This is a genomic window from Sphingobium sp. 22B (assembly GCF_001580035.1).
In the GTDB taxonomy this organism is placed as follows: Bacteria; Pseudomonadota; Alphaproteobacteria; order Sphingomonadales; family Sphingomonadaceae; genus Sphingobium; species Sphingobium fuliginis.
Map to the genome: position 1 here is coordinate 1 of NZ_LTAB01000008.1, position 12,881 is coordinate 12,881.

The 12,881-nt window shown below is 65.4% G+C and carries 12 protein-coding genes and 1 tRNA gene; 7 read left to right on the top strand and 6 right to left on the bottom strand.

Going from position 1 to position 12,881, the window contains the following annotated elements; genetic code table 11:
- Positions 1 to 136: 136 nt before the first annotated feature.
- The 3 genes from A0J57_RS09175 to folE form a co-directional block, all read right to left on the bottom strand.
- Complete coding sequence (locus tag A0J57_RS09175) at positions 137 to 913, bottom strand: enoyl-CoA hydratase-related protein (protein WP_025550998.1); 777 nt, start codon at positions 911 to 913, stop codon at positions 137 to 139.
- Between the two features lie 89 nt (positions 914 to 1,002).
- Positions 1,003 to 1,845, bottom strand: coding sequence for an SDR family oxidoreductase (locus tag A0J57_RS09180; protein ID WP_025550996.1), 843 nt, complete (start codon positions 1,843 to 1,845; stop codon positions 1,003 to 1,005).
- Complete coding sequence (gene folE, locus A0J57_RS09185) at positions 1,842 to 2,450, bottom strand: GTP cyclohydrolase I FolE (protein WP_025550994.1); 609 nt, start codon at positions 2,448 to 2,450, stop codon at positions 1,842 to 1,844. Before folE ends, A0J57_RS09180 begins: the two co-directional genes overlap by 4 nt.
- 152 nt (positions 2,451 to 2,602) lie before the next feature.
- Here folE and A0J57_RS09190 point away from each other — a divergent pair, with 152 nt between their 5' ends.
- A complete protein-coding gene (locus A0J57_RS09190) occupies positions 2,603 to 3,193 on the top strand; it encodes a nucleotidyltransferase family protein (RefSeq protein ID WP_061939708.1) in 591 nt (196 codons plus the stop codon).
- A 4-nt stretch (positions 3,194 to 3,197) separates the two neighbouring features.
- Here A0J57_RS09190 and A0J57_RS09195 read toward each other — a convergent pair whose 3' ends face one another.
- A complete protein-coding gene (locus A0J57_RS09195; protein ID WP_061939739.1) occupies positions 3,198 to 4,868 on the bottom strand; it encodes an MFS transporter in 1,671 nt (556 codons plus the stop codon).
- 205 nt (positions 4,869 to 5,073) lie between these two features.
- Here A0J57_RS09195 and A0J57_RS09200 point away from each other — a divergent pair, with 205 nt between their 5' ends.
- From A0J57_RS09200 to pgl, 5 genes are all read left to right on the top strand, one after another.
- Positions 5,074 to 6,282, top strand: coding sequence for an acetyl-CoA C-acetyltransferase (locus tag A0J57_RS09200; RefSeq protein WP_061939710.1), 1,209 nt, complete (start codon positions 5,074 to 5,076; stop codon positions 6,280 to 6,282).
- A gap of 134 nt (positions 6,283 to 6,416) precedes the next feature.
- Entirely contained in the window at positions 6,417 to 8,594 is a 2,178-nt protein-coding gene (locus A0J57_RS09205) for a 3-hydroxyacyl-CoA dehydrogenase NAD-binding domain-containing protein (protein WP_061939712.1), read from the top strand.
- A 202-nt stretch (positions 8,595 to 8,796) separates the two neighbouring features.
- Positions 8,797 to 9,816, top strand: a complete 1,020-nt coding sequence (gene galE / locus A0J57_RS09210) for a UDP-glucose 4-epimerase GalE (RefSeq protein WP_061939714.1) — start codon at positions 8,797 to 8,799, stop codon at positions 9,814 to 9,816.
- A complete protein-coding gene (locus A0J57_RS09215; protein WP_061939716.1) occupies positions 9,813 to 10,301 on the top strand; it encodes a YbaK/EbsC family protein in 489 nt (162 codons plus the stop codon). The genes galE and A0J57_RS09215 overlap by 4 nt, the downstream gene beginning before the upstream one ends.
- Positions 10,302 to 10,306: 5 nt before the next feature.
- Positions 10,307 to 10,996, top strand: coding sequence for a 6-phosphogluconolactonase (gene pgl, locus A0J57_RS09220; RefSeq protein WP_061939741.1), 690 nt, complete (start codon positions 10,307 to 10,309; stop codon positions 10,994 to 10,996).
- Positions 10,997 to 10,998: 2 nt separating this feature from the next.
- On the opposite strand, the gene A0J57_RS09225 is transcribed toward pgl, so the two are convergent.
- Positions 10,999 to 11,262 (bottom strand): hypothetical protein, encoded by a 264-nt coding sequence (locus tag A0J57_RS09225; RefSeq protein WP_061939717.1) that lies wholly within the window; start codon positions 11,260 to 11,262, stop codon positions 10,999 to 11,001.
- A gap of 54 nt (positions 11,263 to 11,316) precedes the next feature.
- Between A0J57_RS09225 and A0J57_RS09230 the strand changes: the two genes are divergently transcribed.
- Positions 11,317 to 12,462, top strand: a complete 1,146-nt coding sequence (locus A0J57_RS09230; protein WP_061939719.1) for an aminotransferase class I/II-fold pyridoxal phosphate-dependent enzyme — start codon at positions 11,317 to 11,319, stop codon at positions 12,460 to 12,462.
- A gap of 262 nt (positions 12,463 to 12,724) precedes the next feature.
- Here A0J57_RS09230 and A0J57_RS09235 read toward each other — a convergent pair.
- Positions 12,725 to 12,809: transfer RNA gene (locus A0J57_RS09235), tRNA-Leu, on the bottom strand.
- Positions 12,810 to 12,881 lie beyond the last annotated feature (72 nt).

Below are 12,881 nucleotides of genomic sequence, written 5' to 3' on the forward strand. Positions count from 1 at the left end.
GGCTGGCGCGGCATCTGCGCTGTTTTGCAACGGCTAAGTCAGAAGCTCGCTACGCTCGCGCCCACCCCTAACCCCTCCCGTTTACGGGAGGGGAATGTCCTGAATTGGCTATCATCAGCCTCCACCCACTCACCAATCAGCGGCCTTTCCAAACCCCCGGACGCTTGGCGACGAAGGCTTCCATGCCTTCCTTCTTGTCCTCGGTCGCGGTCAGGATCTGGAACAGGCGGCGCTCGGTCAGGATGCCCTGAGCCAGCCCGGTCTCGAAAGCCAGATTGACCATTTCCTTGTTCACCATCGCGGCCATGGGCGGCATCCCCGCTATGGTCGCGGCCGTCTTGAGCGCGTCCTCCAGCAGATCAGCCGCCGGAACGATCCGCGCGACCAGACCGGCGCTTTCCGCTTCTTCGGCGCCCATCATGCGGCCGGTCAGGCACATTTCCATCGCCTTCGCCTTGCCGACGGCGCGGGTCAGACGCTGCGATCCGCCCATGCCCGGCGCGACGCCCAGCTTTATTTCGGGTTGGCCGAATTTCGCGGTGTCGGCGGCCAGGATGAAATCCGCCATCATCGCCAGCTCGCATCCGCCGCCCAGCGCGAAGCCGGCGACCGCCGCAATCCACGGCTTGCGGGTGGCGACGACCTTGCTCTGCCAACCGGAGAAGAAATCCTCCAGGAAGAAGTCCGCCGAATCCTTCTCCACCATTTCCTTGATGTCGGCGCCGGCGGCAAAGGCCTTCTCGCTGCCGGTCAGGACCAGGCAACGCTGCGACGGATCGGCATCATAGGCAGCAAAGACCTCGCCCAGATCCTTCAGCACCTGGCTGTTCAGCGCATTCAATGCCTGCGGGCGGTTGAGCGTGACCAGCGTCACCGCATCGCGCTGTTCCACCAGGATCGTTTCATATGCCATTGCCGTCTCCCTTCATTGACCCATTGCGATCCGCTCTATGCAGCGCGACGGCCCTTGGCCAGCCCCGGCAAGCCGCATCTTCGCAGCCGCTATCGGCACAGATGCATGAAGTCCCGGTCATAGCTGCGCAGATGCGCGCCGCCATCGATATAGAGCGTCTGACCCGTCACCGCACTGGCGCCCGCCAGATACAGCACGGCTTCGGCAATCTGCTCCGCCTGCGGCAGACGCGCCAGCGGCATCATCGCGGACAGCCTTTCCATCTGCCCTTCGTCATAATCGGGCGTCGCGATGGTGAGTCCGGGGGCGACCGCATTGACCCTGATCTGCGGCGCCAGGGTGGAGGCGGACAGCCGCGTCAGCCCCGCCAGCGCCATCTTCGACAAGGTATAGGCCAATTGGTCGCCATGCGGATGGTCGATCCGCTGATCCAGTATATTGACGATGCACCGGTCGCCTGTGCCGGCCGGAATGGTGGCAAAGGACTTGGTGAGCAAGGTGGGCGCGGCGCAATTGACCGCATAATGGCGCATCAGGTCGTCGGCATTGACGCTGTCGAGCCGATCCTGGCCGAAGATCGCCGCGCTGTTGACCAGGACATCGGGCGGACGGCCGAAACGCTCCGCGACCAGCGCCACCAGTTCCTCCGCCCCTTCCGGATCGCTGAAATCGACGGTGAAGCCGTCCCATTCGGTCCCATTCTCCTCCAGCGTCAGCGCCAGATGGGAATCGAGCCGGGTATCGTGGCTGCCATGGATCGCCAGCGAATAGCCTGCCCGCGCGAAGGCGGCGGCGATGATGCCGCCCAGCCGCCGATGGCCGCCCGTCACCAGCGCCAGCCGCTTTTGCGCCAGCGGCCGTGCGCCCGCCTGTTCGGCGCGCTTCCCAGTGCCCCCGAGGGGCCGATAGGCGGGAGCTTCCTCTTCGCTCACGATCCGATCAGCTTCAGCACTTCTTCACGGCTCTTCTCATCGTCGCGGAAGACGCCGAGCATGCGGCTGGTCTTCATGACGACATTGGGCGTGCGCACGCCACGGCCGGTCATGCAGCCATGGGTCGCCTCGACCACGACCGCGACGCCCTGGGGCTTCAGATGTTCCCAGATGCAGTTGGCGACTTCCGAAGTCAGCCGTTCCTGCACCTGAAGCCGGTGGGCGAAGGCGTGCAGCACGCGCGCCAGCTTCGATATGCCGACGACATATTGGCCGGGCAGATAGGCGATGTGCGCAACGCCCACGATGGGGGCCATATGGTGCTCGCAGTGCGACTGGAACGGTATGTCCTTCAACAGCACGATGTCGTCATAGCCGCCGACTTCATGGAAGATGCGCGAAAGATGATAGGCCGGATCGTCGTCATAGCCGCGGCAATATTCCTTCCACGCCCGCGCCACGCGCTGGGGCGTTTCCACCAGCCCTTCCCGTTCCGGATCGTCGCCCGACCAGCGGATCAGCGTACGGATCGCGTCGGCCACGTCCGCCGGAACCGGAATCTTGATCGACTCGCCCGCAGTTTCGGCATCGGGATCATATTCCATGGACGGCACCACTCCTTTGTTGCTTCCGGGCATATGGCGACTGATTTACAGGAACGCCAGCCCCTTCGCCCTGCTGGACAGGACATGCTGGCGGTGGCACATGCAGGGGAAACCGGGTCAACCGGGTCGCCTCAAATCATCACAGCGGAACCATGCGGACCGAACAGATCGCCGCCGTCCTCCTTGCAGCGGGCACATCCTCACGATTCGGGGAAGAAGACAAGCTGATGGCCGATTGGCGGGGCAAGCCCGTCGCGGTGCATGCGCTGGAAACCATCGCCTCCATGATCTTTGCGGAACTGGTTGCTGTGGTGCGTCCTGTCGGCCAGGCGCCGGTCCTGCATCGCCGGCTGGAGCGGCGCGGTTATTCGATCCTGGTCAACGATCGTCCGGAAGACGGCATATCGGGCAGCATCATCCGCGCCGTGGAGCATGTCATGCCGATGCGGAAATGCCGCGGCATATTGATCTGCCTGGCCGACATGCCCGACGTGCCGCAGACGCATTACAACCGCATCTGCCTGGCGGCGGAGGACATCCGCTCCGTCGTCGCCAGCACCGACGGATTTTCCTCTTCGCCGCCCGCCTTCATCGGGCGGAAGCATTTCCCCGAACTGCTGGCGCTGCGGGGAGACCAGGGGGCGCGGGCGCTGCTCAGCCATGGCGTGCAGATCGAAACCATGGGCGCCAGCCTGCGCGACATCGACACGCCGGAGGATCTTGCCGAACGGCGGCCCGAATAGCGCATCAGCTCGACCGGGTGGGATCGGTCATGGGATCGCCCATCTCGCGCGGGTCGGCCGAGCGGCCCAGCGGCAGAGAACCCGTCTGCCGCTCCAGCATGCGATGCACGACCGGCGGATTGGGACCGCTGTGCAGCGCGTGGATGGCTTCGCTGTTCGCCATGTCGGCAACGGTCCGGCGGCTGTTGTGGCGGACATAGTCCAGCCAGGTCGACACATGATAGCGTTCCACCCACAATTCCGGATCACCCAGGTCGCGCAGCAGCGACCAGCCATGGGCACCGTCGCGGCGACGGATGCGGCGGCGTTCGCTCATCGCCGCCAGGAAGGGGACGACAGATCCGGCGGCTATGCGATATTCTATGGTGACGACCACCGGACCGCTGCGGGGCTCGATCGGAACGGCGGTCTGCGGCTCGCGCCACAGGTTCTGGAGGTCGAGATTCTCCTCGCCCGTCTGCGCCAGCGGACGCGCATAGCCGATCAGGGCCGAGGCGAACTGGACGGCTGCCGCGCCATAGAGGGCGGTGACGACGCCATGATCCTCCGCCATGGTGCCGAACAGCCATGCACCCCCGGCCATGCCGCCGAAGGCGACCATCTGATACAGGGCAACAGCCCGCGCCACGACCCAGCGAGGCGCCGACATCTGGACCGAAACGTTGAAGGTCGAGAGGGCGATCACCCAGCCCGCGCCCGCCATCAGCAGCCCCAGCAACGCAACGACCAGCCAGTCGCTGACCGCCATCAGCACCGTCCCGGCCGCAAGCGCCATGGCGGCCGAGCGCACGATGGTCTCGACCGAAAAGCGGCGGCGCAATTGCCCCGTCGACAGCGCCCCCAGCACCGCGCCGATGCCGAAGGCGCCGCTGAGCGCGCCGAATGTCAGCGCGCCGCCGCCCAGCAGGTCGCGCGCCACCAGCGGCATCATCGCTGAAACGGCGCTTGCCCCGATGCCGAATGCCGCGCTTCGGAGCAGCACGACCTGGATATTGGGCGACATGGCGACGTAACGAACCCCAGCGCGCATCGCGAGGCCGATGCGTTCGCGCGGGAGGAGTTGAGGCGGCCGTTCGGGACGCCAGCGGGCAAGCACGGCGACCAGCCCCACATAGCTGATGGCGTTGACCAGAAAGGCCGTCGCCGCACCGGCGGCCGCGACGATGACGCCGCCCAGCGCCGGGCCGATGCTGCGCGCCATGTTGAAGCCCATGGAATTGAGCGAGACTGCATGGGGCAAGGCGGCGCGCGGCACCATGTCCCCGACCGACGCCTGCCAGGCCGGTCCGTTGATCGCGGTGGCGCAGCCGACCAGGAAGGTGAAGCCCAGCAGGGCCCAGGGCGTCACCCAACCCATCCAGGCGAACAGCGCCAGCAGGGCGGAGACGATGAGCATGAACAGCTGGCAGATCAGCATGACCACCCGCCTGTCGCTATTGTCCGCCACCGCGCCTGCCCAGAGCGACAGCAGCATGATCGGCAGGGTCGTCGCCGCCGGAACCAGCGCGATCATCTGGGGCGAGGCGGAGAGCGAGGTCATCATCCACTGCGCGCCGACGGACTGGATCAGCCCGCCGAAGTTGGAGGCGAGGCTGGCCCACCAGATCGCGCGGAAGATCGGGATCGACAAGGGCGACGGCGCTTGGGAGGGGTCCGACTCTGACACGCTTTCCATGAAGCGGAATAAGGCGGGCGGGTCAAATCCGCGAATCATTAAAAGAATTGAAAAGGGTTGAAACGTCCGCCGGAGGACGAGGCGGGGCCCCTTTGGCGGGATGACGTTACGGTCGGGCGGGCTGACGATTGAGGCTTGCACTTTACGTAAACGTAAATACATTCGCAGCGAACATCCGGCGCCCAGCGGAGAGGAATGGAAAGCCATGGAAGCCTTTATCTACGATGCCGTCAGGACGCCCCGGGGCCGGGGCAAGGCCGACGGGTCGCTGCACGAAATCACCCCGATCCAGCTGGCGACGCAGATGCTGCAGGCGGTGCGGGACCGGACGGAGATCGACACCGCCGATGTCGATGACGTCATACTGGGCTGCGTCAGCCCGGTGGGCGAACAGGGCGCGGACATCGCCCGCGTGGCGGTGCTGAACGCCGATTACGCCCAGACCGTGCCCGGCGTGCAGATCAACCGTTTCTGCGCTTCGGGACTGGAGGCCGTGAACATGGCCGCCGCCAAGGTCTATTCCGGCGAAGCGGGCCTTGCCATCGGCGGCGGCGTCGAGTCGATGAGCCGCGTGCCCATGGCTTCGGACGGCGGCGCCTGGGCGATGGACCCGGCGGTCGCCTACAAGACCTATTTCGCGCCGCAGGGCATCGGCGCCGACGTGATCGCGACCAAGTTCGGGATCAGCCGCGACGATGTCGACGCCTATGCCGTCGAAAGCCAGCGGCGCGCCAAGGCCGCCTGGGACGAGAAGCGCTTCGCCAAATCCATCGTGCCGGTGAAGGACGTCATCGGATCGGTCGTCCTGGACCATGACGAACATATGCGGCCCGATGCGACGATGCAGTCGCTCGCCAGCCTGAAGCCGAGCTTCGCCGCGCTGGGCGAGGAGATGCCGGGCTTCGACGCCATTGCCCTGCTCCGCTATCCCGAGCTGGAGAAGGTCAACCATGTCCACCATGCCGGCAACAGCAGCGGCATCGTCGACGGCGCCGCCGCGGTGCTGGTCGGCAACAGGGAGATGGGCGAGAAATATGGGTTGAAGCCCCGCGCCCGGATCAAGGCGATGGCGTCCATCGGGTCGGAACCGCTGATCATGCTGACAGGGCCTGAGTTCGTGGCGGGCAAGCTGCTGAACCGGGCGGGGATGAGCAAGTCCGACATCGACCTGTGGGAACTGAACGAGGCCTTTGCCAGCGTCGTCCTGCGCTACATGCAGGCGATGGACCTCGACCATGGGCAGATCAACGTCAATGGCGGCGCGATCGCCATGGGCCATCCGCTGGGCGCGACCGGGGCGATGGTGCTGGGCACGGCGCTGGACGAGCTGGAACGGACCGGCAAGGGCACCGCGCTCATCAACCTGTGCGTCGGCGCGGGCATGGGCACGGGCATCATCATCGAGCGCGTTTGAACATTGGAGCCGTTCGTCCTGAGTAGCCATTGAGCCCGTCGAAATGGCGTATCGAAGGATCAATGCTTCGATACGGGTCTTCGACAAGCTCAGCCCCTACTCAGCACGAACGGAGGTAGGAAAGGTTGCCTCAAATGCAGACCATCAATTTCGACATCGACGCCGACGGCATCGCCACGCTGACCATCGACGTGCCCGGCCAGTCGATGAACGTCATCGGCCCGGATTTCCTGGCCGATCTGGACGCGGCGATCACGCGCATTTCCTCCGAAGAGGCGATCAAGGGCGCGGTCATCGCGTCCGGCAAGGACAGCGGCTTCATGGCGGGCATGGACCTCAAATATTTCGGGTCGATGCTGGTCAGCGAGAATGGGAAACGCCCCTCCCCCGCCGCGATCTTCGACAAGGTTTTCGTGCTGAACCAGTTGTTCCGGCGGCTGGAGACCTGCGGCAAGCCGGTCGCCTGCGCCATCGAGGGGACCTGCGTCGGCGGCGGGTTCGAACTGGCGCTGGCCTGCCATCGCCGGATCGTCGGGGACAGCCCGAAGACGCAGTTGGGCCTGCCCGAAATCCTGATCGGCCTGTTCCCCGGCGGCGGCGGTTCGCAGCGCCTGCCGCGCATCATGGGGGTGCAGGCGTCGCTGATGTACATGTTGCAGGGCAAGCTGTTCCGCCCGGCCGACGCGGCGATGATGAAGGTCGTGGATCAGGTCGTGCCGCAGGGCACGGCGGTCGAAGCCGCGCGCGAATGGGTGAAGGCCAATCCCAACGCCTTCGTGCAGCCATGGGACGTCAAGGGCTTCAAATTCCCCGGCGGCGCGGGCGGGTTCAATCCGGCCTTCGTCCAGACCATGGCGGGCGCCCTGCCGATGACGCTCAAGCAGACCCAGCGCAACATGAACGCGCCGATCGCGCTGCTTTCGGCGGTCTATGAGGGGGCTTTCCTGCCCATCGACCGGGCGATCCGGGTCGAGAGCAAATATTTCGCCAAGGTCGCGGCCGACCCGCAGGCGGCGAACATGATCCGCAGCCTGTTCGTCAACAAGCAGGCGGCCGAGCGCGGCGCAAGGCGGCCCAAGGACCAGCCCAAGGCGCCGACGAAGAAGCTGGCCATGCTGGGCGCGGGCATGATGGGCGCAGGGATAGCCACCGTGGCCGCGCAGGCGGGGATCGAGGTGGTGCTGTTCGACCGCGATCAGGCCTATGCCGAAAAGGGCAAGGCGCATGTCGAGGAAGTGCTGAAGAAGCGGCTGGGCCGGGGCATGACGCCGGAGAAGATGGCGGAGACGCTGGCCCGCGTGACGCCGACGACGGATTATGCCGCGCTGGCCGGAGCGGACTTCGTGATCGAGGCGGTGTTCGAGGATGTCGCGATCAAGGCCGAAGTGACCAAGAAGGTCGAGGAGGTGCTGGGCGCGGATACGATCTTCGGGTCGAACACCTCCACTTTGCCGATCACCAAGCTGGCGAAGGCGTGGAGCAAGCCGGAGAATTTCATCGGCATCCACTTCTTCTCGCCGGTCGAGAAGATGCCGCTGGTGGAGATCATCCTGGGCAAGGAAACCGGGCCGGCCGCCATCGCCAAGGCGCTGGATTTCGTGGCCCAGATCAGGAAGACGCCGATCGTCGTCAATGACTCGCGCGGCTTCTACACCTCGCGCTGCTTCGGCACCTATGTGCAGGAGGGCGTGGAGATGGTGGCGGAGGGGATCAATCCCGCGCTGATCGAAAATGCCGGGCGGCAACTGGGCATGCCGGTGGGGCCGCTGGCGGTGGGCGACGAGGTTTCCATCGAGCTGGGCCACAAGATCGTCGTCGCCGCGCAGAAGGAGCTGGGCGACGCCTATGTCGCGCAGCCGTCCGACGCGGTGATGGCGCGGATGGTCGAACTGGGGCGGCTGGGGCGGAAAAGCGCCAAGGGCTGGTATGACTATCCCGAGGGCGGGAAGAAGCATCTCTGGCCGGGACTGGAGGACATGTTCCCGCGCGCCGCCGTGCAGCCCGATGTCGAGGAAGTGAAGGAGCGGCTGCTCTACCGCCAGTTGATCGAATGCGCGCGCTGCTTCGAGGAAGGCGTGCTGGAGACGCCGGAGGATGGCGACATCGGGGCGATCTTCGGCTGGGGCTTCGCGCCCTATACCGGCGGACCGTTCAGCCATATGGACACGGTCGGCATCGGCCATGTCGTCGCGGTGCTGGAGCGGCTGGCGGCGACGCATGGCGATCGCTTTGCGCCCACTGTCCAGTTGCAGGACATGGCGGCAAGCGGCGCGACTTTCTATCGCCCCGTTTCATCCCGCGCCGCGGCATGAATGGGGTGGGAATCGTCACGAAGCTGATCTAGTCCTGACAGGCAAAGGGCTGTAACCTTCTCATTCGTCATGCTGGATTTGTTTCAGCATCCGTTTCGCCCTCGGCAAGACCTGAGTCCGGAGGCGCGATGGATGCTGAAACAGGTTCAGCATGACGGGGGAGAATGGCGGCGGCCCTGATCTATCGGGAGACCTTCATCTTATGAGCGAAAAGCCGACGGTTCTGGTCACGGGCGGGGCCGGCTATATTGGCAGCCATGCCGTATTGGCGCTGCGCGACGCGGGCTATGGCGTCGTGGTGATCGACAATCTGGTGACGGGGTTCCGTTGGGCGGTGCCGGACGATGTGGCGTTCGTCGAGGGCGATATTTCCGATCAGCCGTTGGTGCAGAAGGCCCTGCGCGATCATGGCGTGAAGGCGGTGATGCACTTTGCCGGATCGGTGGTGGTGCCGGAATCGGTCGAGAACCCGCTCAAATATTATCATAACAACAGCGCCAAGACCCGCGACCTGATCGAGAGCGTCGTGACCGTCGGCGTGCCGCATTTCATCTTCTCCTCGACGGCGGCGACCTATGGCATTCCGGAGGAAAGCCCGGTCAGGGAGACCACGCCGCAGCGGCCGATCAATCCCTATGGCATGTCGAAGCTGATGACCGAATATATGCTGCGCGACGTCAGCGCGGCGCATGCAATGAACTTCTGCGCTCTGCGCTATTTCAACGTGGCGGGCGCCGATCCGGCCGGGCGCACGGGACAGTCGACGGCGGGGGCGACGCATCTGATCAAGGTCGCGGTCGAGGCGGCCCTGGGCAAGCGGAGCCATGTTTCGGTGTTCGGGACCGATTTCGACACGCCGGACGGGACCGGGGTGCGCGACTATATCCATGTCACCGATCTGGCGGCGGCGCATGTGCTGGCGCTGGAGGCGCTGATGGCCAGGCCGGAGCAGAATTATCTGCTCAACTGCGGCTATGGCCGGGGCTTTTCCGTGCTGGAGGTGCTGGACGCGGTCGACCGGGTGACGAACCTGAAGATCGACCGGCGGATGGAGGGACGGCGCGCGGGCGATCCGGATGCGCTCATTTCCGACAATCGGGCAATCATGGGGGAATTCCCATGGAAGCCGCTTTATGCCGATCTGGATCAGATCGTCACCCATGCCCTCGCCTGGGAGCGCAAGCTGACCGAGATACAGCAATGGGGGAATGGAGGGGAATGAGCGCGGAGTCGGTCCGGGCCTTCTTCTCCGCCCATGCGCCGGATGTCGCCATCATCGACCAGGGGGTGAGCACCGCCACGGTCAATGAGGCGGCGGAGGCCCTGGGCGTGGTTCCGGCGCGGATCGCCAAGACGCTGTCGTTGCGGGTCGGGGATGAGGTCGCGCTGGTGGTGGCGCGGGGCGATGCGCGGCTGAATAACGGGAAGGCGAAGGCGGCGCTGGGCGCCAGGCCGCGCATGCTGGGGCTGGAGGAGGTGGAGGGGCTGACCGGGCATCCGGTGGGGGGCGTCTGTCCCTTTGGGCTGACCTCTCCCCTGCCCGTTTATTGCGACATTTCGCTGCGGGATTTCGAGACGGTGTTTCCGGCGGCGGGATCGCGGACGACTTCGGTGGAGTTGACGCCGGAGCGGCTGGCCGCGTTGACCGCCGCGCGATGGATCGACATCTGCACGATCCCTGAAGACAATCTGGCCGAAGAGAATTGAACGACATGCCTACCGAACATCTTTTCGTCGATGGCGCGCTGGCGGCGGCGGACATGGCGCGGCGGATCGCTGCGATCCTGGGGGATGCCATCGCGGCGCGGGGCGTGGCGACGATCGCGCTGTCGGGCGGGCGCTCGCCAAGGCCCGTGCTGGAGGCTTTGTCGGGGATGGCGCTCGACTGGGGCAAGGTGATCGTGACGCTGGTCGACGAGCGCTGGGTGGCGCCGGACCATGCGGACAGCAATGAGCGGCTGGTGCGCGAGACTTTGTTGCAGGGGAAGGCCGGGGCGGCGCGGTTCGTGCCGATGAAGAATGAGGCGGCGGACGCCTATGCCGGGCAGGCCGAGTGCGAGGCGGCGCTCGCGGCCCTGCCCTGGCCGCTCGACATCGTGCTGCTGGGGATGGGGGAGGATGGGCATACCGCTTCGCTGTTTCCGGGGGCGAAGGAACTGGCGGAGGGGCTTTCCACCCATGCCCTGACGATCGCGGTCACGCCGCCCGCTGCCCCGCATCAGCGCATGTCGATGAGCGCCCGGGCGATCCTTGCGAGCCGGCATATCTTCCTCCAGATCGGCGGGGCGGCGAAGAAGGCGGTCTATGACCGGGCCTTGGCGGGGGGGCCGGTGGAGGAACTGCCCGTCCGGGTGGCGCTGTGCCAGCATGCGGTTTCGGTGGAGGTTTGGATTTCGGAATAGGTTCAGTCGCGCGGCTTGTGCCTGGAGATGAGATAGCGCCAGACGCCGACGAGATTGATCAGGAGCAGCGCGATATTCTGGAAGCCTATGCCTTCGCTGTCTTCGGACAGGAAACCCCAGCCGATCAGGGCGATGGAGGATGTCACGAAGAGGACGAAAGCCCAGCCCGTGATGCGGCGGCCGAGATTGAGGGAGACGATGAAAGCGGCGATGGTGGCGGCGCCTGCGCCATAATATTGCAGCGTGTCGAGCATGGTTTCGTTCATCCATCGCCAACGCGGCAATTGTGACAAGGTTGCGGCGCGGGTAAGAGGCGACGCATGGTTGCCAATATCGATCCTTTTCACGCCATCGCCATCAGCCGGGAAGCCCACAGGCTGGAGGCCGAGGGGCGATCCATCCTGCATATGGAATTCGGGCAACCGTCCACGGGGGCGCCCTCTGCTGCGATTATGGAAGCGCATGCCGTGCTGGATCGCGACCCCATGGGCTATTGGGAAAGTCCGGCGCTGAAGGAGCGGATCGCGCTCCATTATCGGGAGCGCTATGGCGTGGCGGTGGGCCCGGAGCAGATATTGCTCACCTGCGGCGCTTCGCCGGGGCTGGTGCTGGCGCTGACCAGCCTGTTCGCGCCGGGTGCGCGGGTGGCGACGGCGCGGCCGGGCTATGTCGCCTATCGCAATACGTTGAAGGCGCTCTATCTGGAGCCGCTGGAGGTCGATTGCGGGCCGGCGGAGCGTTACCAGATCGGCGCGGCGGCGCTGGAGGCCCTGGAACCCGCGCCGGATGGGGCGATCATCGCCAGTCCGGCCAATCCCACGGGGACCATCATTCCCGCCGAGGAGATGGCGCGCATCGCGGAGGTTTGCCGGGTGCGGGGCATTCGCATCGTCTCCGACGAGATTTACCACGGGCTCAGCTATGGCGAACCGGCGCGGTCGATGCTGGAATTCGCGCCGGACGCCATCGTCGTGAACAGCTTTTCCAAATATTTTTCCATGGCCGGGTGGCGGCTGGGCTGGGTGGTGTTTCCGCCCGACCTGATCGACACGGCGCGGGCGCGGATGGGCAATCTGTTCCTGACGCCGCCTTCCCTGGCGCAGCATGCGGGGTTGAAGGCGTTCGACTGCGTCGATGAGCTGGAGGGGCATGTCGCCACCTATCGGCGCAACCGGGAGTTGCTGCTGGCCGCCCTGCCCGCGCTGGGGTTGAAGGAGATCGCGCCGCCGGACGGGGCCTTCTACATCTATGCGGATGTGGGGCATCTGACCAATGACAGCCTGTCCTTCTGCCAGAGGCTGCTCCGCGAAACGGGTGTGGCGACGGCGCCGGGGATCGATTTCGATCCGGTGGACGGGCACCGGCATATCCGCTTCAGTTTCGCGGTTTCCACCGATCGGGTGGAGGACGCCATCGCCCGGATGATCCCCTGGTTCAACGCGCAGGGCGGCGGCGCAAGGGATTGATCCATTCCGGCTGGATCGGCAAATTCCTCTGGTATCTTAAATATTTGCGGTTAATCGCTGGGGTGCGACCCGAAGCTTTTACCCTGTAAAAGCTCGCCTGCCCGGCAGCCATGCTGCCGGGCTTTTTAGTGCATGGCCATGTCTGGAAAGAGGGCATCGAACCCGGCGGGGTTCGCAAGGGCGAACCGAACGGCCGCCCGAGCTTATGCGAGGATAGCCAGCGCCGCGGATGCGGCCGCCCGGCGCTTGAGGCAAAATAAGATGGTGCGGGCGGTCGGAATCGAACCGACACTCCTTTCGGAACCGGATTTTGAGTCCGGCGCGTCTACCAGTTTCACCACGCCCGCATGCCCTTCAGCCGCGTTCCGGACGGAGGATGATTCCATCTTCCGTCAAAAACGCCAGGGTGGAGCGCCAAT